The sequence below is a fragment of the Vreelandella populi genome (assembly GCF_003989825.1).
GTDB classification, from domain to species: Bacteria; Pseudomonadota; Gammaproteobacteria; order Pseudomonadales; family Halomonadaceae; genus Vreelandella; species Vreelandella populi.
The window spans coordinates 1-26154 of sequence record NZ_RZHE01000004.1 but is presented as its reverse complement, the minus strand read 5'-3'; the positions used below and the strand labels follow the sequence as shown (position 1 = coordinate 26154).

General features: G+C 53.8%; 21 protein-coding genes and 1 rRNA gene. 10 read left to right on the top strand and 12 right to left on the bottom strand.

The window, feature by feature from the left end; translation table 11 throughout:
- Positions 1–26: 26 nt before the first annotated feature.
- Complete coding sequence (locus ELY25_RS03205) at positions 27–3926, top strand: ATP-binding protein (RefSeq protein WP_126949849.1); 3900 nt, start codon at positions 27–29, stop codon at positions 3924–3926.
- A gap of 13 nt (positions 3927–3939) precedes the next feature.
- On the opposite strand, the gene ELY25_RS03200 is transcribed toward ELY25_RS03205, so the two are convergent.
- Genes ELY25_RS03200 through queC form a run of 4 tightly spaced genes read right to left on the bottom strand, consistent with a single transcriptional unit; the run spans position 3940 to position 6408 of the window.
- Positions 3940–4224 carry a YkgJ family cysteine cluster protein gene (locus ELY25_RS03200; protein WP_126949848.1) on the bottom strand — a complete coding sequence of 95 codons (285 nt, stop codon included), beginning with the start codon at positions 4222–4224 and terminating at the stop codon, positions 3940–3942.
- On the bottom strand, positions 4221–5054 hold the full coding sequence (locus tag ELY25_RS03195) for a 6-pyruvoyl trahydropterin synthase family protein (protein ID WP_126949847.1): 834 nt from the start codon (positions 5052–5054) through the stop codon (positions 4221–4223). Before ELY25_RS03195 ends, ELY25_RS03200 begins: the two co-directional genes overlap by 4 nt.
- Positions 5054–5698 (bottom strand): 7-carboxy-7-deazaguanine synthase, encoded by a 645-nt coding sequence (gene queE / locus ELY25_RS03190; RefSeq protein ID WP_126949846.1) that lies wholly within the window; start codon positions 5696–5698, stop codon positions 5054–5056. Before queE ends, ELY25_RS03195 begins: the two co-directional genes overlap by 1 nt.
- Positions 5698–6408, bottom strand: coding sequence for a 7-cyano-7-deazaguanine synthase QueC (gene queC, locus ELY25_RS03185; RefSeq protein WP_126949845.1), 711 nt, complete (start codon positions 6406–6408; stop codon positions 5698–5700). Before queC ends, queE begins: the two co-directional genes overlap by 1 nt.
- A gap of 195 nt (positions 6409–6603) precedes the next feature.
- Here queC and ELY25_RS03180 point away from each other — a divergent pair, with 195 nt between their 5' ends.
- Positions 6604–7020, top strand: coding sequence for an SRPBCC family protein (locus ELY25_RS03180; RefSeq protein WP_126949844.1), 417 nt, complete (start codon positions 6604–6606; stop codon positions 7018–7020).
- Complete coding sequence (locus tag ELY25_RS03175) at positions 7013–7681, top strand: TVP38/TMEM64 family protein (protein WP_126949843.1); 669 nt, start codon at positions 7013–7015, stop codon at positions 7679–7681. The genes ELY25_RS03180 and ELY25_RS03175 overlap by 8 nt, the downstream gene beginning before the upstream one ends.
- 12 nt (positions 7682–7693) lie before the next feature.
- Here ELY25_RS03175 and ELY25_RS03170 read toward each other — a convergent pair whose 3' ends face one another.
- The 8 genes from ELY25_RS03170 to ELY25_RS03135 form a co-directional block, all read right to left on the bottom strand.
- The gene (locus ELY25_RS03170) at positions 7694–7933 is read right to left on the bottom strand and encodes a DUF2789 domain-containing protein (protein ID WP_126949842.1); all 240 of its coding nucleotides are present in this window, start codon (positions 7931–7933) and stop codon (positions 7694–7696) included.
- Positions 7934–8001: 68 nt separating this feature from the next.
- Positions 8002–9072: an asparaginase gene (locus tag ELY25_RS03165; RefSeq protein WP_126949841.1), complete on the bottom strand. Its 1071-nt coding sequence runs from the start codon at positions 9070–9072 to the stop codon at positions 8002–8004.
- A gap of 37 nt (positions 9073–9109) precedes the next feature.
- Complete coding sequence (locus ELY25_RS03160) at positions 9110–10306, bottom strand: MFS transporter (protein ID WP_126949840.1); 1197 nt, start codon at positions 10304–10306, stop codon at positions 9110–9112.
- Positions 10307–10312: 6 nt separating this feature from the next.
- Positions 10313–10816: a hypothetical protein gene (locus ELY25_RS03155; protein ID WP_126949839.1), complete on the bottom strand. Its 504-nt coding sequence runs from the start codon at positions 10814–10816 to the stop codon at positions 10313–10315.
- A 78-nt stretch (positions 10817–10894) separates the two neighbouring features.
- A complete protein-coding gene (locus ELY25_RS03150; protein ID WP_126949838.1) occupies positions 10895–12142 on the bottom strand; it encodes a DEAD/DEAH box helicase in 1248 nt (415 codons plus the stop codon).
- 304 nt (positions 12143–12446) lie between these two features.
- Positions 12447–13043, bottom strand: a complete 597-nt coding sequence (locus ELY25_RS03145; RefSeq protein ID WP_126949837.1) for a PqiC family protein — start codon at positions 13041–13043, stop codon at positions 12447–12449.
- A 13-nt stretch (positions 13044–13056) separates the two neighbouring features.
- A complete protein-coding gene (gene pqiB, locus ELY25_RS03140; protein WP_126949836.1) occupies positions 13057–14727 on the bottom strand; it encodes an intermembrane transport protein PqiB in 1671 nt (556 codons plus the stop codon).
- Positions 14727–16067, bottom strand: a complete 1341-nt coding sequence (locus ELY25_RS03135) for a paraquat-inducible protein A (protein WP_126950118.1) — start codon at positions 16065–16067, stop codon at positions 14727–14729. Before ELY25_RS03135 ends, pqiB begins: the two co-directional genes overlap by 1 nt.
- A gap of 188 nt (positions 16068–16255) precedes the next feature.
- Between ELY25_RS03135 and ELY25_RS03130 the strand changes: the two genes are divergently transcribed.
- The 7 genes from ELY25_RS03130 to ELY25_RS03100 all read left to right on the top strand — a co-directional run bounded on the left by ELY25_RS03130 (position 16256) and on the right by ELY25_RS03100 (position 26143).
- A complete protein-coding gene (locus ELY25_RS03130; protein ID WP_126949835.1) occupies positions 16256–17233 on the top strand; it encodes a calcium/sodium antiporter in 978 nt (325 codons plus the stop codon).
- Positions 17234–17437: 204 nt separating this feature from the next.
- A complete protein-coding gene (locus tag ELY25_RS03125; RefSeq protein ID WP_126949834.1) occupies positions 17438–18853 on the top strand; it encodes a cytochrome ubiquinol oxidase subunit I in 1416 nt (471 codons plus the stop codon).
- Between the two features lie 2 nt (positions 18854–18855).
- Positions 18856–19857 carry a cytochrome d ubiquinol oxidase subunit II gene (cydB, locus tag ELY25_RS03120; protein WP_126949833.1) on the top strand — a complete coding sequence of 334 codons (1002 nt, stop codon included), beginning with the start codon at positions 18856–18858 and terminating at the stop codon, positions 19855–19857.
- Between the two features lie 15 nt (positions 19858–19872).
- A complete protein-coding gene (cydD, locus tag ELY25_RS03115; RefSeq protein WP_126949832.1) occupies positions 19873–21537 on the top strand; it encodes a thiol reductant ABC exporter subunit CydD in 1665 nt (554 codons plus the stop codon).
- The gene (gene cydC, locus ELY25_RS03110) at positions 21527–23251 is read left to right on the top strand and encodes a thiol reductant ABC exporter subunit CydC (protein ID WP_126949831.1); all 1725 of its coding nucleotides are present in this window, start codon (positions 21527–21529) and stop codon (positions 23249–23251) included. Before cydD ends, cydC begins: the two co-directional genes overlap by 11 nt.
- A gap of 30 nt (positions 23252–23281) precedes the next feature.
- Entirely contained in the window at positions 23282–24280 is a 999-nt protein-coding gene (locus tag ELY25_RS03105) for an adenosine deaminase (RefSeq protein WP_126949830.1), read from the top strand.
- A 330-nt stretch (positions 24281–24610) separates the two neighbouring features.
- A 16S ribosomal RNA gene (locus ELY25_RS03100) occupies positions 24611–26143 on the top strand.
- Positions 26144–26154 lie beyond the last annotated feature (11 nt).

Sequence of the window (26154 nt, the reverse complement as noted above, 5' to 3'; positions counted from 1 at the left end):
CCGCTAGCCTAGGCAGGATATGTATCATGCGCGATGCTCGTGAGTCTGATCAGCTAATCCTCTTTGGCCATTTTTCCCTCTCCCAGGGCGATGATGTGCTGACCCACTTTAGCTATGACAAGGTCAAAGCGCTGCTGGTGTACTTGCTACTTCATCGCCAGCCGGTTAATCGCGCGGCATTAGCCGAGCTGCTGTGGCCTGATCAGGGTCTCTCATCAGGTAGAACCAACCTGCGTCATGCGTTGCACTGTCTACGTCATTCCCTGGGCGGCAGTGCCGATCAGGTGCTCAATGTGTCGCGCCAGACGATCGCCTTTCAGCTGCCGTCTACCTGGCGGGTTGATCTGCACGAACTGCAGCAGCTGCTCGAAGGGCCAAGAGATCTCACCACTCTTGAGGCGGTATTGGCCTGCTATCAAGGGGATCTGGTTGAAGAGCTTCAGTTAACTAGCTGCAGCGAGTTCCAGCGCTGGCTGGTACAGGTGCGTAACGAATGGCGCCAGCGTGTGATTCGTTTTGCCGAGCAGGTGCTGGAGGCTCACGATGATGCGCCTGATGCGATGCTGGAGGGGCTGGTAAGCCGTTTCTCAGGCTACGCGCCTTTTCACGAGCGGCTGGTGCGCCAGCTTGCCGAGCAAAATCAGATAGCGGCAGCACACGAGCAGTACAACGGTTATTTGCAGCTGTTGGCGCTTTCAGGGCAGCAGCCTGAACCCAGTTTTTTACAACTGGCCAGCTACTGGTCCGATGGTTCTCACGACCCGCGTGCGATGAGCCCCCAAGGGGCGTTTTCACGAGTGCTGGCCGCCGACAGCAAGCCACTGCGCGATGAAGAGATTGAGCTTCGCCAGCTGTCTGTCATGGCGATTAGGCTACGCCTCAAGGGCGACTGGCAGGAGCGGGCCGCTACGCGTCACTGCCTGTCGCTGCAACTTGAACTGCTGCGGTGGTTGGAGCAGCAGTGTCATCACCTGGGCGGGTTTTGGCTACCAGGCGCCACGGGCGGGCTAGGGCTTGCCTGCTTTGGTACCCATGGACCTGCTCACCAGCTTGCAGAGCTTGTTGCCCTTTACGAGCACTGCCAGCAGGCGCTACCCCAGGAGTCGGCGCGCCACTGGGAAGGTGAGGGCGAGCCTCCCATTTTTGAACTGGCGGCCGGTTTGAACAGTGGCCGTGTGGTATATCTGGCAGAGCGCCAGTTGGCAGACCCGCTTGGCCAAGTCACCCAGGTAGCGCTAGAGCTGATGAGTGCGGCAGAAGGCAGTGAGCTGGTAATTTCTCAGGAAGCTAGCCAGCACATGCCGCCTGCACTCGACCTGCAGCCGCGCCTAGTATCTCGGCTGGTGGCTAGTGATGGGCGCGTGCGCCTGCGCGCACTGGTGCTAGGTCAGAATGAAGGCGGCCGAGATGCGTTGCCACCCAGTTTGGTGGGTCGCGAAACCTCATTGCGTACATTACGTGATGCGCTGGCCCGCGCGGGTATCGGGCTTCGCCAGAGCGTGCTGGTACGGGGCGCGTCGGGAATGGGCAAGTCGGCGCTGATGGTTGGGTTTCGTCAGCTTGAGCTGAGCCGTGACGCCGTCATTTGCTGGCAGCCGACCACGCGCTTATCCGTGCTTGAGCCTTATGGTATTGCGCGTAATTTAGTGGCCTGGTACCTCGATGCGCCGCCTACGCTTGATAGCCTGCATACCCTGCAGGCCAAGCTTGAGCAAAAACCATTGGAGCAGGGGCGCCAGCATCTGCTGGAAGAAGCGCTCGGCGTTCGCGATGTCCAGGAAATCACCCAGCTTGCCCAGAATGGTGAAGCCGTTGAACTGGTCGTTCAACTGCTGCATCGGTTAATCGATCATCAAACCAAAGAGCGTACGCTGGCGCTGATGATCGACGATCTACAGTGGATTGACGAGCCCTCCTTCAAGGTACTGTCCGGACTTCAGGCGCGCTTGCCTATCAATACTGCCTTTATGCTGATTGCCAGCCACCATGGCCGTGAAGCGCTGCCCGTAAAGCTCCATTGGGACCAACAAATAAACTTAGGCAGGCTGGACGTTCAGCAGTCATCGCGCCTGCTTTCCCAGCTATCGCGCCGCTATCGTATCCATTTGAGCCCTAGGCTGCGCAATCAGATTATCGAGCGCTGCGATGGTGTCCCCCTGTATATGCAGGAGATCTGTCGGCGCCTGGATATGGACCGCCGTGAAGGGCGTAGCGTTCAGTTCAATGAACTGCCCAAAGGGCTGCTTGGTTTGTTGGCCAGCCGTATCGATCAGTTGGAAGCTGACCGGGTAATCGCCCATGTGGCGGCCGTGCTGGGCAAGCGCTTTCGGCTGGATTTTCTACTCGAATGTAGCGGTTGGGAACCTGTCGGGCTGGCACAGGCTATCGAGCATATGCGTCAGCTGGAAATTATTGAACCCGTCAACAAGGAGGCTGGTGAACAGGAATATCAGTTTATTCACCAGCTTCTTCAGGAAGCGGCTTATCTTTCCTGCCCGCGGGATGTTCGCGTCAAACTCCACCAGCAGGTGGTAACGCTGATCGAAGAGCGTTTCCCCGTGTGGATCAGCCGCCACCCTGGCGATTTTGCCATGCATCTGCGCAGAAGCGGTCACTATGCACGCGGTGCGCGTTATTTCGAACTGTCGGCGCGTGAGGCGCTCAAGGTAAGCGCTAACCGAACCGCGCTACGTATGGCGGATGCCGGACTTGCCAGCCTACGCCACGTTGAGCACGAAATAGAGCGCGAAGTTAGTCTACTCACAGTGCGCGGCCAGGCCGCCTTCGCCCTTGAAGGACACGGCTCACCCACAGCCCATGAAAGCTTTGTACGCGCTCGGGAGCTCTTGCGTGAGTCGGGTAGCGATAAACTGGACGACCCAGAAGAGCTGGAACAGGTGTTTCTGGTCAAGTGGGGGCTATGGGTAGGGCGCAGCCAGCGCTATGCCCATGCCGATGCCTTTGCATTGGCCTCGACCCTTGCCGATATTGCCGAGCGTCTGGAAGATCCTCGCTATCAGCGGCTGGCTGATTATGCCCGCGCCCAGTGTGAATACTGGGCAGGACGTATTCAGCAGGCCCACGATCACCTGGATGAAATTGACCCGCTGAACGCACAGATGATGATCGAGTGGCTGCCGTTTTCGGATCACCCCCAGGTAACGGCCGCCTGTTTCCAAGGGTGGGCGCTGTGTTTGCGGGGCGACTACCAGCGCGCAGAGCGCCAGGTATCGGCAGCGCTACGCCTTGCTGAAAAAATCGGCCACCCAGGTACCTTGGCAATGGCGTTTATGTTTGCCGCGGCGCTTTATCGTCAACTGGGCCATGTCCATCTGGCGGCGCGGCAGGCCGAACGGGCAATCGCCATCAGTGGCACCCCTGATTTGCAGCTTTGGCAGGTATCTGCTCAAGGGGTAATAGGCTGGCAACGCGCCTTGGCAGGGGACCCCAATGGGCTTGTTCAGATACGCGAAAGCCTGGAACAAATGGCCGAGTTAAAAGGGCGCGATCGCTATCAGCGGCCTTCACTATGGTATGTCGATGCCTGTATGGCGCTTGGGGAACTGGAGGCAGCGGAAGATTATCTCGATCAGTACCTGATTATTGCCCGGGAAAGGACCACGCTCTTCTTGCCTGAGCTGGCAACGCTACTGGCCAAGGTCCGCCATCAGCTTGATCATCCGGCCAGTGAGGTTAGGGCGCTTGCAAAGATGGCGATCGACCAGGCGCGCGAGCATGGCAACCGTCATCATGAACTGGCGGCGTTGGAGCTTTGGCTTACCCATATTGAGCCGGGCGACCTTCAGGCAAAGGATGCGTTTCGGCATTTGCTGAGTGACGTCAGTCATAGCGATGCGCCGGTATTGGTGCGTTGGGTGAGCCTGCTGGACCGTCGCCTGGCCCAGCCGGTTGGAGTTGATAGTTAGTGTTGCCACCGTACTAGCTTGTTTCCGCTTCAAGATAGCTTAGCGTGGCGAGCGCCTGATCACGGTGCTCGCCACAAACGCTCATATCAAAGTGAAAATTGCCGCAAACCGTGGGCCTTCTTGAGTCACCAAAAAGCCTGCACAGGTTGTGCTCATCCAACTGAATGCAGCGAACCCCGGCGGGCTTGCCGTTCGGCATCCCGGGGATCGCGGAGCTGATGGATGGCGCGATGCAGCAGGCTCCGCAACCCGCCCGGCAGCCTGCCTCTTGTTTGATGATGATCGTGGGCTCACTCATGGCGAAGCTTCTGCAAACGCTCCTTTGTTGATACCTTCAAATGCCTGCACGCGAGTTGCTTGGCCGCTTTCATTGGTGATGCTGTGGGCAAGCCATAGTGCGATATTTTCAACCGTAGTGGGGCTTGGCAATACGGCGCAACGGCTGGTCGGCAGGCTAATCATGAAGTCGCCCTGAGCGGCTTGGTAGCGACAGGTAAGCACTTCGTTACCTTGAGCGGCAATATCTGCCTGCTCAAGCAGGTAGCGATTATCCAGCCAGCTTGCCCAGCGCTTTTCCAGCGCCAGTTGACGCTCGCCAGACTGCCAGATCGCTAGACGCGAGCGGTGCCCATGAGCGATACGCTGACAGTTGCCTAGGTGACGCTTCAAGCCGTGAGTATAGCCATAGGCCGCGCCCTCAATGACTTCATCGCTTAAAGTAAGCGTCACGCAGTCGACGTTGGCAGGCCGCTGTTCAGTCAACTCGGCGCTTAAGTGCTCGGCTACTTGTTCAAGCGTGATGGCCTTCCAGGGAAGCAGACTGAAGGCTTCGGCTGGACCGCGCACTTCCATGGAATAAGGCGACGTTGTACGAACGCACAGACCCTCGGCGCATTCAGTAACGTTAATGCCCGGTGCCTGAGTGGGTACTAAAAGCGTATGATCAAGGCCACTATCCAGGGTGCTTTTGATCCATGGCTTAACTTCGCCAAAATCGAACAGCATGCCGTCTTCACCCAGCTCGCCTTCTAAAAGTGCGTCAACCTGCCAGCTACAGCCAACCAGGCCGCGTTCTGCACACCATAAAGAAACGTCGATATGGGTTAACTGATTTACAAATAAAGCCATTAGTTAAACCCTGCGATTTTATGCATTTGAAGAGAAAGGCGCCATTGCGGATTGGCCATGCAGTAGTCGGTTGCCTGGACAATCGTATCGGTTTGCAGCGCCAGTGGGCTCACATCCATGGGCTGTAAAAAGAAGTGGTCGAACGCAAGGTCAGAAAACTGCTCAGGGGGCGCATCTACCTGCGGATACACAAGCTTTAGCTCATTGCCACGAGTGATCGCCAAGGGATTGCTACCTTTTGGGCTAACGCATAGCCAATCAATGCCCGGTGGGGGGAGTAGGGTGCCGTTTGTCTCCACTGCCACTTCATAGCCAAGGCTATGCAGCTTGACGATCAAAGGACTATCCAACTGCAGCAGCGGCTCTCCGCCGGTAAACACAACGTAAGGCACGGCTTTTTCGGCGCCTTGTGGCCAAAGCGCATGAATGTGATCGGCGAGTTCCTCTGCGCTAGCAAAGCGGCCACCATTGATCCCATCGGTGCCGATAAAATCGGTATCGCAGAAAGTGCATTTTGCCAGGGCACGGTCTGCTTCACGTCCTGACCACAGGTTGCAGCCACTAAAGCGGCAAAAAACACTGGCGCGTCCGGCTTGGGCACCTTCGCCCTGTAGCGTGTAAAACGCTTCTTTAACATGATACATCAGCAGTCTGCCTGGCCGGTGTGAGAAGCATAAGCGAGCGGGTCGACGGTATTATTGGTGGCAAAGGCATCCAGACGCTCACGGCAACTGCCGCACGTGCCACAGGCAAGCTCACGCCCTTCATAGCAGGTCCAGGTGTGCTGGTAATCAAGTCCCATTGACAGACCGTCGCGCAGAATCTCCGCTTTGGTGGCTTTCAGATAGGGTGCATGCAACGTTACAGGTTCGAAATTGGCGATGCCTGCGACCTGGTTCATGGCCTCGACAAACTCGGGCCGGCAGTCAGGATAAAGCACGTGGTCACCGCCGTGGGCACCATAATCCACCCGGCCAGCACCGATATTGACGGCCTTGGCAATTGCCAGCGACAGCAGGATCATATTGCGATTTGGCACAACGGTCGAACGCAAATTATCATCTGCGTAGTCGCCGTTAGGCATGGCTTTATCAGAGTTGGTGAGCGCTGAGTTATCAATCAAGCCGTGAATGGCACGGATATCGACGACCTGATGAGGGATCGCCAGCTGCTGACAAACCTGCGTGGCGACATCTAGTTCGCGAGCATGGCGCTGGCCGTAATTGAAGGATAGGGCGTGAACGTTCAAGCCTTCACGAATGGCACGGTGAAGAACCGTGTAGGAATCCATGCCACCTGAGTAGATGACAACCGTTGTCGGTGATACGGGAGAGGTAGAAGAAGTGTTAGACATACTCGATACTCTTTAATCGGAGAATTTTTTGTGCGCGAATGCTGCACAAAATGCCGGGGTCCGGTCCGGGAGGGCGAAAGTTTACGCAATGAGAACGCATCTGACCAGCCGTAGTCTTATGGGTTGCTACTTCTCGTTTGATATTTAGCTGGTGCTACATGCTAAGCTCATAGTTTTGAGCGCTTAGAGGGAACCATGGCCATCATAGAACACAGTGAAATCGTCAATGCGCCGCCTGAGCGCGTGTTTGAGTTGTTGCGTCGAGTAGAGGATTTTGCCGATTACTCGGATCTAATACGCTCTATTGATTCGTTGGGTAACGATCATTATCGCTGGAACGTGCGCGCCGTGGGGATGGACTGGGCGTTTGAGGTAGCAGTAACCGAAATTCAGCCGCCCCATGTGCTCGCCTGGGAATCACTGGATGGCGTCAAAAACCAGGGACGGTATGAATTGCGCGAAGTCCCGGAGGGTACCGAAGTCTCACTGACCCTCAGCTATGAAATCCGTAATCGGTTAATGGAAAAAGCTGTCAATAAAGCCGCCAGGCCGCTAGTGGGTAAAGTCAGCCGACAGATTCTTGAGCGTGTTGAGGCGCGCCTGAATGGGTAACCATTCACTTCGCTTTTGGAAGTGGACGGGAAGCATTGCTTGTATCGCATTGCTGATCTTTTTATGGCAATGGTATTCCCCGGATTTGATGGCTATCAAGCATCGGGTATCGCAGTTCACCTATCATCCGGCGGTTATAGCTGGGGTCGTCGTGTTGACGGCACTTACCGTGACGGTTGGTTTGCCCGGTAGTATCGGGTTATGGCTAATAGCCCCCTTTTACCCGCCGCTGATGGCCACTCTCCTGTTAACGCTTGGCAGTGTGGCCGGTGCGTTCGGAGGGTATCAGCTGGCAGCGCATACCGGTACAAGATGGAAGCCGAAAGGCTTAACCCTTCGCGTCACGCAAACGCTTCAAGCGAGAAGTGACCTGTTAACTCAGTGTGCATTTCGTGTCTTGCCAGGCTTTCCCCATGCGGTGATTAACTTTGCAGCGGGGTTGAGTCGCATATCTCTGTCGATATTTTTATTGGCGGCGGCGTTGGGACTATCAGTAAAATGGGGTGTTTATAGCAGTGCGATATACGGAGCGCTTGAAGCCATTGAAGAGGAGGATGCTCTGCAATTTGAGGTCCTATTGCCGCTCGTGGCGCTCACCCTACTTTTGCTTGTGGGGGCTTGGTTCAAGCGCCGTTCTGAAGCGGCGCCCAAAAAAAGCTAAAACAAAGAGAGCTTAATTATCTTGGTGCATGGCTACATCCAGATGGTCAACCAGCTCCGCCCAGTCAGCGTCATCTTCAATTGCTTCGCGCAGGAATTCAGCTTGGCCTTCATTCCAGCAGGGGGCCTCTGCAAGTTCCATATCTGCTGGCAGGGGACGATGATGCTTGATGAACTGCTCAATCGAATCTGAATCGGATGAAAGGCCCAGCTGTTCAAATAGATCACTGAAAAAATGTACTGGCTTTTCCATAAAAATACGCTCCATCAATTGGTTACCATTGTTAACCATAGCGTAGATTATAGATTTCGCCAAAGCGTCTAGCGTTCACCCACCAGTGCTGTTAGAAAACGCTGCCGCTGTATGTCCAGTCCAACCGGTTGGGCTAGAAGATGCACCAGCTTGGTGTAAGTGGCCTCCGGCGTCATGGCATCGCCTGAAAGAACTCCGGTATCGGCTAACCCTTGCCCAGCCGCATAGGCGCCCATGTGTATACTGCCCTCTGGGCAGAGAGTTATGGCTGCCAACAGCTTTCCTTCACCGCTTGCTTCGGCAAGTACATCCAGCAGAGCCGGGTCGTCCGGCAGGTTGCCTGCCCCCCAAAGCTGTAATACGGCGCCTTTAACGCGCGAATCGCCTAGCCATGCGGCCAGTTGCCATGCGGCCATACCCGGCCAAAGCGCTATGCGAACCACTTCGCCTTGATGAATGCCCTGGTAATCGGGCAATTCAAAGCGCGGTGCTCCGCGCTGCTGAACACCCAGGCCCTGGCTTGGGTAATAAACGAAGTCGTTACCTACGCGTTCGCCCAATAGTGGGTAGCCGGGTGTGGCAAACGCGGCTAATGCTTCACTATGCTGCTTTACCGAGCGCACGCCACGCATCAGTCGATTGGCAAAATAAACGGCGACCTCCTGAAGCCCGGACTGAGCGGCAAACCGTAATGCGCCATGAAGGTTGTTCAGACCATCGCCACCAGGCGCTTCCAGTGGCAGCATAGCACCGGTTAACACCACCGGCCTGTCCAGGCCTTGCAGCTGATAGGCTAGGCTTGAGGCAGTCCAGCTCAGCGTATCGGTGCCATGGATGACCACAAAACCCCGATAGTCGGTCAAGCGGGTGACAATATCGCGGGCCAGCTGCTGCCAGTTAAGCGGAGTGGCCGCGCTGGAATCAATCAGAGAGGTATAGCTAATAACATCATAGGCGGGAAGCGATTGCTGCTGGTCAACAGGCAGTTTGCCCAGGGCAGCGGCCATACGTTGTGCAAAATTCCCGCCCGGTGCCAGCCCGCCGGCTGTCTGCTGCATGCCAATCGTACCGCCGGTATAAATAACCAGCAGGCGCTCATGCCGAGAGGTAGGGTTGGCTAAAGGTGAGAATGTACTCATCGCATATTTTCCTAACGCACCTGGAGATAGGCCCAGGCTAATGATAATGAATCTTTAGTACGCCGTCCTGGTCGTCCAATTGACGCTTGCGCCCAACCAGAAGAGCAAAGCCACAGCAGACACCTACTAAGAAAATTAGTAGCCAGGCAATATAGTCGGCGTGAATACCCGCTTGTAGTAGTAGCCCGACGCCAAAAGGACCAAGAGCTGCAATTACGTAGCCGCCTCCCTGAACCAGACCGGATAGCTGGCCCGCTAGGCGCGAGTTTGAGGTTCGCAATACTAAAAGGCTAAGTGCCAAGCTAAAACTTCCGCCCTGACCCAGGCCTAGGAAAACGGCGCCTGGCCATTTCCAGACTAAAGGCGCAATCAGCAGCATCCAAAGTCCCAGCGCCGTGCAAGAGAGTACCAGTAGTAAGGCGGGGCGTTGGTCATGGCCCAGACGAGCAAGCCAGGGCGCACCCAAGGCTGAGGCCAACTGGCACATGATGGAAATTGCCATGGTCCACCCTGCGCTGGCTTCATCGTAGCCACGATCAATTAGCAGCGTAGGCAGCCAGCCAAACACGATGTAGGCCATGGATGATTGAATACCCATAAACAACATAACTTGCCACGTCAGCGGTTTGCTCAATAGCCGCAGAAGGCCTGAAGGTGCTTTAACTGTGCCTTGAGCATGCGTGTTGGGCATCTGAAAATGCCAAACTATAAGGGCGATCAGGGCGAGCAGCGACCAGCTCATTAAACTTGCCTGCCAGCTGCCTAACCACAGAGTAAGGGGTACGCTAAGTCCGGCGCCTAGGGCGCCCCCCAGGCAGAGCGCCATGGTGTAAAGGCCGGTCAGTAAGTCGGCACTTTCAGGCAGTTCGCGCTTGACCAGGGCAGGTAACAAGGTGCCACTAATACCGATAGCCCCGCCCGCCATGGCTGAGCCAATGAACAGCACTCCAGGTAGTGGTAAACCGCGAAGTATCAAGCCTGCCGCCAGCAGTAGCAATGCGGCACTAAGCGCACGCTCACTACCTAAGCGCTGCGCCAGTAGCGGAGCGAGTGGAGCGCTTAAGCCTAAAAAAAGCACTGGCAGTGTAGTAAGCACGCCTGCGGCGGCAGCCGAAAGGCCAGCGGTTTCCTGCAATCGAGCAAGCAAAGGAGCGACTGATGAGAGCGCGGGACGCAAATTCAGTCCCACCACGATCATCAGTAAGATAAAGGTAAGCGAACGACGGGCTAACATGACATTTTACTTGAGGTAAGGGCGTAAATCACCGCGCACGGCATCAAGTAATGTGATGAAGTGGTAGTCCTTAGGCGTTTCCAGACAGTCAACACGCACGCTGGTACGCATGCCCTTGTTGATATCGATCTTATCGAATATCTCAAGCGTGACTTTCTGAGCGGGTTTGTCACCCGGGGCCATGATGCCGTCTTCCAAGGTAAAGGTTTCAATCAGCGTAGCGCGAACGCGCGTACTGTTGTCTTCGCTAAGTACGCGCCTGATAAACAGCCAGCCTTCACACGGCAGTGCTTGTTCGTTATCGCGCTCACGCAAGAATAGCGTTCGGTAACAGGCGCCTTCGTTGGAGGCTTTTTCGGCCATGCTACGATAGGCCTGCACCACCTGTTTAGAGGAGGCACGGGCATCTTCTAAACGTTGCGAAACGCCTTGATGCTCACGGCTAAGCTGTTCCTGGCGCTGAAAGGTAAGCCACTGACGATATTCAGCAATATATTGAGACGAGGACATGATCGCTCCCTGATAATGTTTTATTCAACGCATGAGAATATGCGAGGGGGTAACCATCGCATATTCCTTGTCAGCGGGCTAGCGGCGTGCGCGGCGGCGACGTTCACCGCTGGGTTTTGCAGCTTCACGACTGGGCTTACGGCGAGCCTGAGGCTGACGACGGCCGTTCTCAATGGGCTCTGGCTTGGCATTGGGGTCGGGCTCAAAGCCTGGTTCAATATGCTTGGGAAGGTTCTGCTTGATCAGGCGCTCAATATTGCCCAGCAGGCCGTGCTCATCCACACATACAAGGGAAACCGCTTCGCCGTTACTGCCCGCGCGACCGGTACGCCCGATGCGGTGTACGTAATCTTCGGCCACGTTAGGCAAGTCAAAGTTGACGACGTGGGGGAGCTCACTGATATCGAGCCCGCGTGCAGCGATATCAGTCGCTACCAGCACTTGCAGGTCGCCGCTTTTGAACGCACCTAGAGCACGGGTACGCGCACCCTGGCTTTTATTGCCATGAATGGCCATGGCCGGAATATCCTGCTTGGACAGCTGCTCGGCAAGCCGGTTGGCGCCATGCTTGGTGCGGGTAAATACCAATACCTGAAACCAGCCATGACGTTGAATCAGGTGCGCCAGAAGTTCGCGCTTTTTATCTCGGTCGACGCGGTAAACAGCCTGTTCGATCTTCTCTGCTGTCGTGTTACGGGGTGCCACTTCAATCAGGGCCGGGTTGTTGAGCAGTTGCTGGGCCAGTGTTTGAATTTCATTTGAAAACGTGGCAGAGAACAGCAGATTTTGACGCTGTTTGGGTACCAAGCGTAGCAGGCGTTTAATATCGTGAATAAACCCCATGTCCAGCATGCGATCGGCTTCATCAAGTACCAGGATTTCAACGGCTGAAAGATCTACATAGCCCTGTTGCTGTAAATCCAGTAGACGACCTGGTGTGGCAATAAGGACGTCCAAACCCGCTTTAAGCGCGTCCACTTGGGGCTGTTGACCAACGCCACCAAAAATAATGTGTGAACGCAGTGCCAAATGTTGGCCATAAGCGGCCACACTTTCACCTACCTGAGCAGCAAGCTCTCGCGTGGGGGTCAGTACCAGAGCGCGAACCTGGCGTTTTCCTGGGCGCTTGCCGCCAGAAAGTCGCTGCAGCATGGGAAGCGTAAAGCCTGCCGTTTTACCTGTGCCTGTCTGGGCGCTTGCAAGCAGATCACGGCCTTCCAGAACAACCGGAATGGCCTTTAATTGAATAGGGGTCGGCTGGGTATAGCCTTGTGCAGTAATGGCACGTAATAAATCGTCGTGCAAACCAAGTTCAGAAAAGCTCATGCGTTCTCCGCAATTGCCTAATAGGGCAACCGCTTTATTAAAGCATTGCATTAGGCGTAATTTTTACAAAAGGCGAGGATGATTACCGTCGCGCAGCGAAGTTTGCCAGATAATTCGCTAGGCCGCGATGATCGTTGATTAGCCACGTATGACCATGAATTTATGTGATCAGTATGGAAGAGACGGGCATTGGGCAATGGGGACAACGTAATATCGGCATTCAAAATATGCCCGCAGTGTAACATGAAGATGTTACCAAGCGGGCATTCTCGTCAGGATTGATTGCGTGAGTATTCAAGCTCAATCAACGTTCAGTGAAATAACGGCCTTGGTTTATCTGGTCAGCAATTTGTTTGGCAACCTTGTCCCAGCTGGCGCTCAGCGCACGTACCAGGGCAGGATAGCCATCATCATCCAATGCCGTCTGAGCAGAAAAGCTTTCCATTACCAGAAGCTCATCATCAGGATTGCGTAACTGCCATTGGCCACTTGCAACCGCGATTCCGTCATGACGCCCCTGAAACTGGTCGACATCAATGCGCAGGGTAAGCGCTCCTGGCTGGCCACCATCATCTCGTATCACGCGAATGGAGGGCAGCGCTTGCGATAGCTGTGTGCGCAAATTGCGTGCTAGCTGACGACCAATGCTTTCCGCCCACTGATGCTCACGCGCCTCGTTAAGCGTGATGTCATCCAACTGCATGACGATGCCGTCAACATCCAGATAGTGGGCAAGGCGCGGCGCGCGTACTTGCAGCGTGCCCTGAGGGTTGCTGGGCGTATTGACCAGCTGACTTTCCGGCAGCTTGTAACGTGCGGGTGGCGTCACACTACTTGCACAGGCCGCCAGTGCAAGGCATAAGCCGATTAGCGATAAACACTTCAAATGTAATAGGCGCATGGCGTTATCCTTCTTAGCGCGGTGCACGCGGTATGGGGTCTTGAGTATCCAGATTATCAAACAGCAGTGCCCGCGGATTTTCATTTAGGGTGCGGGTCAGCGGCTGCAGGTCTCGCATCAACCGATCCAGGCGTTCAATAGCTGAGGTTAAATCCTGATATGCCGGTGAGGAGGGCGAAACGCCCTGCAAGGTACCGCGCAGTTCTTCAAGGGTGGCGTTAAGATTGCCGCCGACTGCCTGGGTGTCAGGGTCACTAAGCAGCTGGTTTAGTGAGGTGCTTACCTCGCGCACTTCATTCAACATGCTTTCCGAAGCTTGCAGGTTGCGATCCAGACCGGCCAGCAGGGGTTCCACTTCAAGGGCATTTAGTTTATCCAACAGATCGGTTATCTGCGCCTGAATCTGGGCAAAGCCACCGGCTACGGTCGGGAAAACCGTGCGGTCAGAAAACGTTTCAGCTATGTACGGTGCATCCGCATCGCGCTGGAAATTAAGGTCTACGAATAGCGCCCCGGTTAGGAGGTTGGCATTTTTAAGCGAGGCGCGAAGCCCGAGGGCAAACATGCGATTAAAACGTGCTTCCCACTCATCCAGATCAATATCGCTATTTTCAATTCCCATGCGCTGAGGCTCAATGCGAATCAGCACGGGGATGGCGAAACGGGCACGAGAATCAGGCTGGGCGGCGGTAAACTTCCAGGGAACAGCGGCTACGGTGCCCATGCGCACACCACGAAATTCAACCGGCGCGCCGCGTGACAGGCCACGTACTGTCTCATCCACTAGAAGCACGTACTCCAGATACCGGTTAAACGTACCTTCTCGTGCATCGTCTTCGTCACTATAAAGATTGAATTGGGCACCTGGTTCAACCGGACGCCCCATGGGTAAGTCTTCTGGCACGCCGAAGGTTACACCACCGCCCAGCAAGGCTTCAAACGACTCTACGTTCACTCGAAAACCATTGGCATCTAGGCGGAAATCGACAGCGCTGGACGTCCAAAAGCGAGTACTGTCCGTTACAAGCTGTGCGTAAGGCTCCTCAATGAAGATCTGGTGGTGCATCGTACGCAATTCCGGGTCAAAGCTGGTCTCTTCCACGCGACCTACGGTGTAACCTTGGTAGGAGATCGGATCTCCAACGCGTAGAGAGTTGCCCAGTTGGCTGATTAAGCTGATGTTAAGTCCAGCCATGCCCGCTGTAGCGACCGGTGGGGCATCACTAACTGGAAACTCACGGCGTTGCTCTTCTAAGTTTCCAGGTTCTAGCTGAATATAAGCGCCCGATAGCACGGTGCCCAGGCCACTAATACCTTCACGTCCAATACGCGGTTTGACCACCCAGAAGCGGCTATCCTCACGTAACATGGAGTCCGCCTGAGGCTGAATGCGCGCTGTAATGACAGCATGGCTTAAGTCATCGGAAAGCTGCACGCTTTGTACAAACCCAATCTCAACGTTGCGGCTACGAATTAACGTATTGCCTGCTTCGATGCCTTCGGCGTTATTCATGGTTAAGGTAATCACGGTGCCACGGCTAGTGTAATTATCGTACACCAGCCATAAGCCAATGATGATGGCTACTATAGGTACTATCCAGATGGGCGAAAGACGTGTTTGGCGTGAAGACTTGGCCTTGTTGAGATCAGGCTCTTCATTGAAAGTCGGGGTTTCGTTACCCATTAATGGCTCCCTGGATGGCTATGATCTGATGGGGATGCATCTACTTGGGGTGCGTCCCATATCAAGCGGGGGTCAAATGTCATGGCGGCCAGCATGGTTAAAACCACCACTGAACCAAACGCCAGTGCTGCCGGCCCTGGGGTGATGGACATCAGTGAGCCGGCGCGAATCAAGGCGACCAGAATGGCGACCACGAAGACATCCACCATCGACCAGCGGCCGATAAATTCAGTAATCCGATAAAGTTTGGTACGACTGATGCTGTTGGGTCTATCGCTGCGCTGTACGGCAATACACAGCCAGGAAAGCGCCAATAGCTTGCCTACCGGAACGATAACGCTGGCAATGAAGATAATGGCGGCCACCGGCCAGGAGCCCATCTGTATTAATTCGACCACACCACCAACAATCGTGGACGAACCGCTATGACCAAGGCTTGTCGTGGTCATGATGGGGTAAACATTTGCCGGTATGTACATTATCGTGGCCGCGCCTAATAGCGCCCAAGTGCGCTGAAGGCTATTTGGCAGCCGGGGGTGGAGTTTTTCATGGCAGCGTATACAGCGAGACTTCCGGCCAGGGGGCAGTGCGTTAATTAGCCCACAAGTAGGGCAACCCGTTAAATGCTGGCTAGCGGCCGTGGCGCCTGTTTGTGTGTTTTCTGGGGCCAGGGGTTCGCCTTCTAACGAAAACCACATCCAGTCGGCGTCAATAGACTGAATTGTCATCAACAATAGAATGGTAAATACACAAAACCCCCAAAACGAAACGCCCAACTCAATTTCCGCCATGCCCGCTATTTTGATCAAACTGACCAACGCCCCGATGATAAATACATCCGCCATCATCCAGGGCGTTAAATGAGCCAGTGAACGAGCGATATCGCGACTAAAATACAGTGGCTTGCCATGTAAAAGGCCTAGCTGCAACCAGATGACGTTAAGTAAATAAATGGCGGGTAGCACGGCAATCGTCATGATGACAATGATGCCAACAATTGGCTGGTGAAAGGCAATGAGCGTGGTGGCCGTTTGGGAAAGCTCGATACGATTGCTCACGCCGCTGACACTGAAGCTGACGAAAGGGAACGATACAGCCACTAGCAAGGCGATGAGTGCTGCAATAGCAAGTGCCATGCTACGTTGGGCAGGGTAACGATGACGTTTTACCAGAACATGCCCGCAGCGTGGGCAGCTGGCTTTCTCTCCTGAGCCAAGTGGCGGCAGGGCTGAAACCCAGTCACACTCATGGCAGGCGCGTAAACGCCTGCGCTGAACACGCGCTTCAGGAGGTAAGCGGTCCACCAACGGTGTGTTGATCAGTAGCGCAGGGCGTTTCATTAAACGGTAGTGGGGCAAATGCGACACTCTCACTTCGAATTTAAAGTAAAACTAATACGGTGCTGCCTACTTGACTGTCAATTACTTAATACTTCAATACTAGCTTATATCAGCGCTTGACCAGCGTATCCTCTTAGTCAAGGATGCAGCCGCGATAGTGCCTAATATTCTGTCAATAAGGAAATGAAATGTTACTTCCCCTAGTAGGTGTCGTGATCGGGCTGGTACTGCTGATTTGGAGTGCGGAAAAGTTCGTGGACGGCGCCGCTGCAACGTCACGCTGGCTGGGCTTGTCTCCTTTGCTGATCGGCATGCTGGTCATCGGTTTTGGCACGTCTGCTCCTGAAATGATGGTATCAGTGCTGGCGGCGTTACAAGGCAACCCGGGCCTGGCGGTGGGTAATGCTTATGGTTCCAATATTGCCAATATTGGCCTGGTGCTGGGTTTTGTAGCACTGATTGCTCCTTTGGCCGTGCACTCCAGCGTGATTCGTAAAGAGATGCCGATACTGGTACTGGTCACGCTGATTACGGGGGGCATGCTTTGGGATGGCTGGGTGTCGCGCTGGGAAGCGGCCATTTTGCTGGTCGTGTTGGTTGTGTTTATTACCGTAAGCATTGTTCGCTCAAAAAAACAGTCAGCCGATGACCCCTTGATTGGCGATGTGGCCGACTCGCTAGACAGCAAGCCAATGTCGCGCGGTAAGGCCATCATGTGGACGCTTATTGGTTTGGTACTGCTGATTGTTAGCTCGCGCCTGTTGGTGTGGGGCGCCGTGGAAATCGCACAGCGTTTTGGGGTCAGCGACCTGATTATCGGGCTTACGGTCGTGGCGGTGGGGACTTCGCTACCCGAACTTGCGTCATCCATCAGTGCTCTGCGCCGCAAGGAGCACGATATGGTACTGGGTAACGTGGTGGGGTCGAATCTGTTTAATAGCTTGGCTGTGGTGGGCCTTGCTGGGGTCATTGCGCCTATCGATGCCGGGCGAGAAGTGCTGGTGCGTGACTGGAGCATCATGACATGCATGACGCTTCTAATGATTCTGTTCGCGTTTTCCTGGCGCGGCCGGCCTCGCCGCATTAACCGTTTAGAGGGTGGCGTGTTATTTACCCTGTTTATTGCTTATACCGGCTATATGGTCAGTATTGTTGTTCTATCTTGATAAATTGCGGTGTTGTTTGACGTGCGTCAATGAGACACGTTTTGAGAAAGGTGGGGCAATGTATAGTGAGTATAAAGGCAGTAAGATGGCAACATAAGTAAAGAATAAGCTTAGGGCTTATAACTAAAATGCGGTGCCTATGTGGCGCGACTAAGCTTGTAATAACCATGAACAGGATATTAATTCAGGTCTTAGGAGCGTGTAATGGAACTCGATCCCTTGGTGCTGTCGCGAATTCAATTCGCGTTCGTCGTCTCTTTCCATGCAATCTTCCCGGTGTTTACCATCGGGTTGGCCTCTTACATAGCCTTGCTACAAGGGCTATTTTTCAAAACGCAAAACCCTGCCTGGGATCGTTTGGCGCTGTTTTGGACGAAAGTGTTTGCGGTGGTCTTCGGGATGGGGGTTGTGTCGGGGGTCGTCATGTCCTTTCAGTTCGGGACAAACTGGAGCAACTTCTCCTTAGCAGCCTCTAATTTTATAGGCCCAGTGCTAAGTTATGAAGTGGTCACGGCGTTCTTTCTTGAAGCAGCCTTTCTGGGCATATTACTTTTTGGTCGTGGAAAAGTCCCTCAAGGCATCCATTTAATGGCAGCGACGATAGTGGCGATCGGTACGTTTATTTCAGCTTTCTGGATATTGTCAGCAAACAGCTGGATGCATACACCGGCAGGTGTTGAGCTTATCGATAACCGCTTCCACGTGACTTCCTGGCGCGAGGCAATCTTTAACCCCTCTTTCCCTTATCGCTTCTCCCACATGGCCATCGCTTCCTTTATTACCGGTGGGTTTGTGGTGGCTGGGGTGAGTGCCTGGTTTTTACTGCGTGGCCGCGACCCGGAAGCCAATCGGCGGGCGCTTTCAATGTGTTTGTGGCTGCTACTGTTTCTGACGCCTCTCCAGGCGGTGGTAGGTGATTTTCATGGCGTAAATACTCTTGAGTACCAGCCTACCAAAGTGGCTGCAATAGAAGGACATTGGGAGACAGCTACCAACGTACCATTACTACTGTTTGCTTTACCTGATCAAGAGGCCCAGGAGAACCGGTTTGCTGTTGGAATTCCAAACCTTGCAAGCCTGATTCTTACTCACTCGATTGATGGGGAAATTCCGGGCATTAGCGAAGCGCCCCCTGAAGAGCAGCCACCGGTCATGATTGTTTTCTGGGCGTTCCGGGTGATGGTGGGGATTGGTTTATTGATGATTGCCACTGCCTTCACTGGCTTGATACTGCGCCGTAAAGATCGCATCTACGAGAATCGCTTATTTCTTAAAACACTAGTTGGCATGATTTCATTGCCGTTTATTGCGGTGCTAGCCGGTTGGATTGTGACCGAGTCGGGGCGGGCGCCATGGCTGGTATACGGCATTATGTCCCACGCTGATGGTATTACCCCTTCGCTGACAGGGTGGATGGCGTTGTTCACTTTGATTGGTTATGTATTGGTCTATGCTGTTGTCTTTTACGCCGGTGTCTATTACCTAACTCGGGTTGTTCGTAACGGTATGCTGCCTGCGCATGAGCATGCGTCGGTTGATAGGGATGCTGATCGTCCTAAGCGGCCTCTTTCTGCTGCCCATACCCCTTTTGATGATGACGTCGATCCGGTGAGGAGCTAATCATGGAAACGTTTGATCTGTCGATTATCTGGGCTGTCATTATCGGGTTCAGCGTTATTATGTACGTGCTAATGGATGGTTTTGACTTAGGCTTAGGTATTCTTTTTCCTTTTGCGCCCGATGAAGACGCTCGCGATGTCATGATGAACTCTGTGGCGCCGGTATGGGACGGTAACGAAACATGGCTAGTCTTAGGTGGAGCAGGCTTATTGGCGGCTTTTCCGTTAGTTTACTCGATTTTCTTACCAGCACTGTATATCGGCGTTTTCTTAATGTTGGCCGGGCTTATTTTTCGGGGCGTTGCATTTGAACTCCGGTTTAAATCACGTCGTAACCGCCACTGGTGGAACCGGGCGTTTTCCTGGGGTTCTGCGATCGCTGCTTTTGCACAAGGTGTTGTGGTCGGTGCTTATATTCAAGGCTTTCAAACCGAAGATTTTGTTTATACTGGTGGTGCCTTTGATTGGTTAACCCCATTTACGGTGGTAACGGGGTTAGGGCTAATGGCGGGTTATGCACTTTTGGGCTCTACGTGGCTGATTCTTAAGTCAGAAGGTCATATTCAGGATTGGGCTTATAAAATCACTCCCATGTTGCTGGGCATTGTGCTTGTGGTCTTCGCGATCGTCAGTATCTGGACGCCTTTTGTGAATCAGGTCGTCTGGGAGCGCTGGTTCGGTAATCTACGCTTGATCTGGATTTTTCCTGCGATGGCGCTTTTCTTTGCCTTCCTGGTCTTCCGGTCGGTGAAGCAGCGCCGTGAGAGCTATCCCTTTCTCGCCACAATCGGCATCTACGTATTTACCTATCTTGGCTTGATTGTAAGTCAATGGCCCATGATTGTTCCGCCCAACTACACATTGTGGGATGCGGCGTCAGCGCCTGGGTCGCAACTTTTCCTACTGATCGGTATGCTGTTTGTTATCCCTGTCATCCTTATGTATACCGCATGGACCTATTGGGTGTTTCGCGGCAAGGTACGTGTGGGTGAGGGGTATCATTAAGTCAGGGGCAGCAAGATGACGGAGCAGCCGTTAACCGCGCGCTCCTGGTTAAAAACGTTAGCAACCTTAGAGCGGCGAAGATTATATCTCGCCGCTTTTCTTGGCGTTTTGGCAGGTGTGCAGACAGTTATCATTGTAGTGGGCGTGGCGTGGCTGGTAGAGCAACTGATAGTTCACCATCAAACGCCTTATCAGTTGGTTAATGTTCTGGCCCTGCTGGCGCTTTGTGTCATAGGGCGTGGCATATGTCAGTGGGGGCAGGAGGTTATTAGCCTGGAAGCAAGCTTGCGCATACGCCGCTATGCGCGTCGCCAGATGCTGGATAAGTTCTGGGCGCTCGGCCCAGTATGGCTCGCTTATCACCAAAGCGGCGCCTTGGCGACCCAGGCCGTTGAAAATATCGAAGCGCTCGACGGCTACTTTTCGCGTTTTTATACACAGCAACGGATTGTTTTACTTTTGCCGTTGGTGATTCTATGCGTGGTGCTCAAACTGGATTATCTGGTGGCGATCTTTTTATTGATTTCCGCGCCGATCATTCCTCTCTTTATGGCACTGGTAGGTATGGGGGCGGAGCGCGTCAATCGCGATCAGTTTGCAGCGGTAGCTCGGCTTTCTGCGCATTTTCTTGATCGTGTTCGTGGGATGGCGACACTCCAGCTTTTTGGAAGAACACAAAGTGCCCACAGAGACGTGTGGTGGGCGACCGATGACTATCGGCAATTGAGTATGCGCACCTTGCGCCTGGCGTTTTTATCCTCTGCCGTACTGGAATTTTTTGCCTCGGTGGCGATTGCCGTCGTGGCAATGTACGTAGGTTTTGGCCTGCTTGGGTATATTGACTATGGGCCTACGGCTTCATTGACGCTTTTCTCAGGGTTGGCGGTCTTGCTACTGGCGCCTGAGTTTTTTCAGCCTTTAAGAACCCTTTCCCAGCATTATCATGATCGCGCCACAGCGCTCGGGGCGGCGGAAAGTCTGGTGACGATTCTTAATGAATCAAGCATCCAACGGTGCGCGTTTATTGAGCCTTCAAATGAAAGCAGTATCGCTGTATTGAAAAATGTCTCTGTCGAGTATGCAGCCCGCGGCCAAGTGCTGGGGCCTGTGAATTTAACGATAAACCATGGCGATATAATTGCCATTAGCGGCCCTTCAGGAAGCGGGAAATCGACGCTTCTGGCACTCCTGGCCGGATTTTTAAGCCCCTCTGAGGGAGTGTTTGAACTAACACCACCATGTTACGCGTGGCTAGACCAGCAGCCAGCTCTGCTGCATGGAAGCTTGGCGGACAACTTGCGCTTGGCTAACCCGGAGGCTGATACAGCAGAAATGCAGCGGGCGCTTGACCAGACGGGGCTGGGGGCGTTGCTTGCTCAGCTGCCTGATGGCCTGGAAACGCTAATCGGCGAGCGTGGAATAGGCTTGTCAGGTGGTCAGGCCCAGCGGCTGGCCTTGGCGCGTATTTACTTGAGTGAGGCCAATTTTATTTTGCTGGATGAGCCTACCGCCAGTCTGGATAGAGACACTGAGGAAGCGGTTATTCAGGCGATGCTTAAATGGGCGGCCCAAGGGCGTACACTGATTATGGCAACCCATCATCCTGCGGCTATCAGAGCAGCGAAGCGGCATTTTGAACTGCGGGCAGGCAGGTTAGAAGAGGTGCGCCATGAAGCATGAAGTGCGCTCATCATTAAAAATGTTTTCTCAGACCCGTGATGCGTTGTCGCCGTGGGTCGCTTTGATGGTGAAACGGCGCCGACGTTTTTTAGTAGGTGCGTTGCTGATTTGGCTGACACTTGCCGCGGGTCTTTCACTGCTAGGACTTTCCGGCTGGTTTATCACGGCGTGTGCCTTGGCCGGTATCGCCTTACTTCTGGGCATACCGTCAAGGCTTGATGTATATGTGCCGGGGGGCGGGATACGTTTTTTTGCCCTTTTACGTACGGTCGCCCGCTATATAGAGCGCCTTTATAACCATGATACGGTGCTTCGCCTCTTGGCGGATTTGCGATATCGGGTATTTGGGCAGCTGATGCAGTTGGATGAAGCCGAGCTACGTCGACATCGTGCCAGTGATTGGTTGGGGCGTTTAACCGCTGATATTGATGCACTGGACAATCTGTATCTCCGCTTATTGATGCCTCCGGTTGTCAGCTTGCTTGTTATTGTGGGGGTTAACCTCTTTATTGCGATTTGGCTGCCTGGTATCGCGCTGGCATCAGTAGGCGTGCTGTTTATTCTCTGGCTAGGCCTTACTTATGGAATGGGCCGTTTGGGATTTGCGGCTAGCCATAGACAGGTAGCCGATCAGGAAGGCTTACGGCGTTTTGTGGTTGATCAATTGCACGCGTCGGCTGAGCTTATCGCTTATCGCAGTGTTGCCTGGCATCGACTGCAAATTGAGTCGCATGAAGAGGCGGCGCTAAATAATCAACGCCGGTTAGGCAAATGCATAGCGCTAGGCAATAGCATCATCAGTGTGGTCACCGGGCTTTTATTGCTAGGTGTTGTTTGGCTAGGAGGTCTTGTGGTGACCGATGGTACGCTTGCTGGGCCAATTCTGGTTATGGTGCTGCTCATCTTGCTGGGTATCAACGAAGTGTTTGTGCAGCTTCCCGGCGCGTTTGCCCGTGTGGGGGGAAGTGTTGCTGCAGCCGAGCGATTAAATGGGCTTGGGTCTGCAGTATCCTTGCTCAAGAAGGAATCGTTACCACTAGAAGGGCTCGATATAGTGGTGCAGGCGGTAACGCATCGTTACTCTTCAAATATAATGCCTGCCCTTGAAAACGTTTCTTTTCAGTTGGGTGCTGGTGAGAAAGCTATTATTACGGGCCATTCAGCGGCAGGTAAAAGTACGTTGGCGGCACTTTTAACCGGGCGGCTTGTGGCCTCTCAAGGCGAGGTGAATATAGGTGGCTGTTTACCTGCCGCCGTGTCCGAGAAGCAGCGCTCGCAGCGTATTGTACTGCTGACCCAGCAAGTGGATTTGTTTAATGCGTCGCTGGAAGACAACTTGCGGCTTGGCAACCCGGATGCAAGCGAGGAAGCGCTTTGGGAGGCGCTTGAAGCCGTAGCACTCGATACGTGGGTGAAATCTTTGCCACACCAGCTGGAAACGTCGGTCGGTGAGCGGGGTCAACAGCTTTCCGGAGGTCAGGCCAGGCGAGTTGCGCTAGCCAGGCTTCTCTTGATGGATCCATCGGTGGTTATCCTGGATGAGCCATTTGCAGCTATTGATCAAGCCACGGCTAACACGGTCGCTAATACGCTTTCGCACTGGCTTGAAGGACGCACCGCGATATTTTTTGTGCACCATGGTTCAAGTTTGTTAACACAACAGGTAAAACACCACTGGCACCTAAGTGCTGGAAAGCTGGGCCCAGGGAATTAATGCGCTAACAGTGAGCGCTAAGGATAAGTTATGCAGGATTTTTTACGTAGTCTCCCCAAGGTTGAGCTTCATCTACATATTGAGGGCTCCCTAGAACCCGAGCTCATGTTTGAGCTGGCAGAGCGCAATGGTATTGAATTGCCCTACCTGTCGGTTGACGAAGCCAAGGCAGCCTATCAGTTTAAGGATCTGCAAGGGTTCTTGAATCTCTATTACCAGGGCATGAGTGTTCTTTGTTTTGAGCAGGATTTTTACGACCTGGCTATGGACTACTTCAAGCGTGCAAGCAGTGAAGGCGTTGTGCATATCGATATGCATTTTGACCCTCAAGCACATCTGCAACGTGGCGTTTCATTGAATGTAGTTATGTCTGGATTGCTACGTGCCAAGCAAGAGGCTGAGCAATCTTTAGATTTAAGTGTCGGAATGATCATGGCCTTTTTACGTGACCGGCCTGCCGAAGAAGCGCTTCAGGTGCTAGAGCAGGCCGCGCCTTACTGGGATGAGCTTGATGCAGTTGGCTTGGATAGCGCCGAGCGTGATCATCCGCCGTCAAAATTTGTTGCGGTCTTTGAGCGTGCCAAAGAGTTAGGCTTGGCACGGGTGGCTCATGCGGGCGAAGAGGGGCCTGCTTCTTATATTATTGAGGCATTGGACTTGCTTGATGTATGCCGCATAGACCACGGCATCCGCTGTCTGGAAAGGGATGACGTGGTGGAGCGTCTTTATCAGCAGCAAACGGTGCTCACCGTATGTCCTCTTTCCAACGTAAGTTTGAAAGTGGTTGATGAATTAACCAATCATCCACTGCCTGCCCTTCTGGATAAGGGGCTTAATGTAACGATTAGCTCGGATGATCCCGCTTACTTCGGCGGTGGGCTGTTGGCCAATCATATTGCCTGTGCTCAAGCATTTGGTTGGGATGAGGAAGCTTTCCAGGCACTTAACCGTAATGCCGTGAAAGAAGCCTTCACCTCTGAATCCAGACGCCAGGAATTGCTGGCACGTCTTGATGTGATCGAATGCTAACTTTGCTGGCTGCTAGTGACCATGAACTAGGCGTTTTGCACGGCTACGCTAGCGCTTTAAAGTAATTTCAAAAAAGCTGTTGACCCGTCAAGAAAATTGGGTAGAATACGCCCCACATCGAACGGGCAACGCCCTCCGATAGCTCTTTAACAATTTGATCAGGTAATTCATGTGGGCGTTTGCCGATGAGGGTGACAAGTCACCAAATATCAAGGCAGGCGAACACAGCGATACTCTTCGGAGTATCACAGTATAATTCGTTTGAACCTTGAGCCAAGTTTGATCCGCTTTTGTTACCTTCGGGTAACGAGTAAGGATCACAATGATTTTAAACTGAAGAGTTTGATCATGGCTCAGATTGAACGCTGGCGGCAGGCTTAACACATGCAAGTCGAGCGGTAACAGGTCTAGCTTGCTAGACGCTGACGAGCGGCGGACGGGTGAGTAATGCATAGGAATCTGCCCGGTAGTGGGGGATAACCTGGGGAAACCCAGGCTAATACCGCATACGTCCTACGGGAGAAAGGGGGCTTCGGCTCCCGCTATTGGATGAGCCTATGTCGGATTAGCTAGTTGGTGAGGTAATGGCTCACCAAGGCGACGATCCGTAGCTGGTCTGAGAGGATGATCAGCCACATCGGGACTGAGACACGGCCCGAACTCCTACGGGAGGCAGCAGTGGGGAATATTGGACAATGGGGGCAACCCTGATCCAGCCATGCCGCGTGTGTGAAGAAGGCCTTCGGGTTGTAAAGCACTTTCAGCGAGGAAGAACGCCTGGTGGTTAATACCCATCAGGAAAGACATCACTCGCAGAAGAAGCACCGGCTAACTCCGTGCCAGCAGCCGCGGTAATACGGAGGGTGCAAGCGTTAATCGGAATTACTGGGCGTAAAGCGCGCGTAGGTGGCTTGATAAGCCGGTTGTGAAAGCCCCGGGCTCAACCTGGGAACGGCATCCGGAACTGTCAAGCTAGAGTGCAGGAGAGGAAGGTAGAATTCCCGGTGTAGCGGTGAAATGCGTAGAGATCGGGAGGAATACCAGTGGCGAAGGCGGCCTTCTGGACTGACACTGACACTGAGGTGCGAAAGCGTGGGTAGCAAACAGGATTAGATACCCTGGTAGTCCACGCCGTAAACGATGTCGACCAGCCGTTGGGTGCCTAGCGCACTTTGTGGCGAAGTTAACGCGATAAGTCGACCGCCTGGGGAGTACGGCCGCAAGGTTAAAACTCAAATGAATTGACGGGGGCCCGCACAAGCGGTGGAGCATGTGGTTTAATTCGATGCAACGCGAAGAACCTTACCTACCCTTGACATCCTGCGAACTTGGTAGAGATACCTTGGTGCCTTCGGGAACGCAGAGACAGGTGCTGCATGGCTGTCGTCAGCTCGTGTTGTGAAATGTTGGGTTAAGTCCCGTAACGAGCGCAACCCTTGTCCTTATTTGCCAGCACGTAATGGTGGGAACTCTAAGGAGACTGCCGGTGACAAACCGGAGGAAGGTGGGGACGACGTCAAGTCATCATGGCCCTTACGGGTAGGGCTACACACGTGCTACAATGGCCGGTACAAAGGGTTGCGAACTTGCGAGAGTAAGCCAATCCCAGAAAGCCGGTCTCAGTCCGGATCGGAGTCTGCAACTCGACTCCGTGAAGTCGGAATCGCTAGTAATCGTGAATCAGAATGTCACGGTGAATACGTTCCCGGGCCTTGTACACACCGCCCGTCACACCATGGGAGTGGACTGCACCAGAAGTGGTTAGCCTAACGCAAGAGGGCGATCACCACGGTGTGGTTCATGACTGGGGTGAAGTCGTAACAAGGTAGCCGTAGGGGAACCTGCGGCTGGATCACCTCCTTAAACGATGCGTC

Bases quoted from the DNA above. Each gene is read 5' to 3' on its own strand.
- ELY25_RS03205 (WP_126949849.1), top strand. From the start codon at position 27: ATGCGCGATGCTCGTGAGTCTGATCAGCTAATCCTCTTTGGCCATTTT.
- ELY25_RS03200 (WP_126949848.1), bottom strand. From the start codon at position 4,224: ATGAGTGAGCCCACGATCATCATCAAACAAGAGGCAGGCTGCCGGGCG.
- ELY25_RS03195 (WP_126949847.1), bottom strand. From the start codon at position 5,054: ATGGCTTTATTTGTAAATCAGTTAACCCATATCGACGTTTCTTTATGG.
- queE (WP_126949846.1), bottom strand. From the start codon at position 5,698: ATGTATCATGTTAAAGAAGCGTTTTACACGCTACAGGGCGAAGGTGCC.
- queC (WP_126949845.1), bottom strand. From the start codon at position 6,408: ATGTCTAACACTTCTTCTACCTCTCCCGTATCACCGACAACGGTTGTC.
- ELY25_RS03180 (WP_126949844.1), top strand. From the start codon at position 6,604: ATGGCCATCATAGAACACAGTGAAATCGTCAATGCGCCGCCTGAGCGC.
- ELY25_RS03175 (WP_126949843.1), top strand. From the start codon at position 7,013: ATGGGTAACCATTCACTTCGCTTTTGGAAGTGGACGGGAAGCATTGCT.
- ELY25_RS03170 (WP_126949842.1), bottom strand. From the start codon at position 7,933: ATGGAAAAGCCAGTACATTTTTTCAGTGATCTATTTGAACAGCTGGGC.
- ELY25_RS03165 (WP_126949841.1), bottom strand. From the start codon at position 9,072: ATGAGTACATTCTCACCTTTAGCCAACCCTACCTCTCGGCATGAGCGC.
- ELY25_RS03160 (WP_126949840.1), bottom strand. From the start codon at position 10,306: ATGTTAGCCCGTCGTTCGCTTACCTTTATCTTACTGATGATCGTGGTG.
- ELY25_RS03155 (WP_126949839.1), bottom strand. From the start codon at position 10,816: ATGTCCTCGTCTCAATATATTGCTGAATATCGTCAGTGGCTTACCTTT.
- ELY25_RS03150 (WP_126949838.1), bottom strand. From the start codon at position 12,142: ATGAGCTTTTCTGAACTTGGTTTGCACGACGATTTATTACGTGCCATT.
- ELY25_RS03145 (WP_126949837.1), bottom strand. From the start codon at position 13,043: ATGCGCCTATTACATTTGAAGTGTTTATCGCTAATCGGCTTATGCCTT.
- pqiB (WP_126949836.1), bottom strand. From the start codon at position 14,727: ATGGGTAACGAAACCCCGACTTTCAATGAAGAGCCTGATCTCAACAAG.
- ELY25_RS03135 (WP_126950118.1), bottom strand. From the start codon at position 16,067: ATGAAACGCCCTGCGCTACTGATCAACACACCGTTGGTGGACCGCTTA.
- ELY25_RS03130 (WP_126949835.1), top strand. From the start codon at position 16,256: ATGTTACTTCCCCTAGTAGGTGTCGTGATCGGGCTGGTACTGCTGATT.
- ELY25_RS03125 (WP_126949834.1), top strand. From the start codon at position 17,438: ATGGAACTCGATCCCTTGGTGCTGTCGCGAATTCAATTCGCGTTCGTC.
- cydB (WP_126949833.1), top strand. From the start codon at position 18,856: ATGGAAACGTTTGATCTGTCGATTATCTGGGCTGTCATTATCGGGTTC.
- cydD (WP_126949832.1), top strand. From the start codon at position 19,873: ATGACGGAGCAGCCGTTAACCGCGCGCTCCTGGTTAAAAACGTTAGCA.
- cydC (WP_126949831.1), top strand. From the start codon at position 21,527: ATGAAGCATGAAGTGCGCTCATCATTAAAAATGTTTTCTCAGACCCGT.
- ELY25_RS03105 (WP_126949830.1), top strand. From the start codon at position 23,282: ATGCAGGATTTTTTACGTAGTCTCCCCAAGGTTGAGCTTCATCTACAT.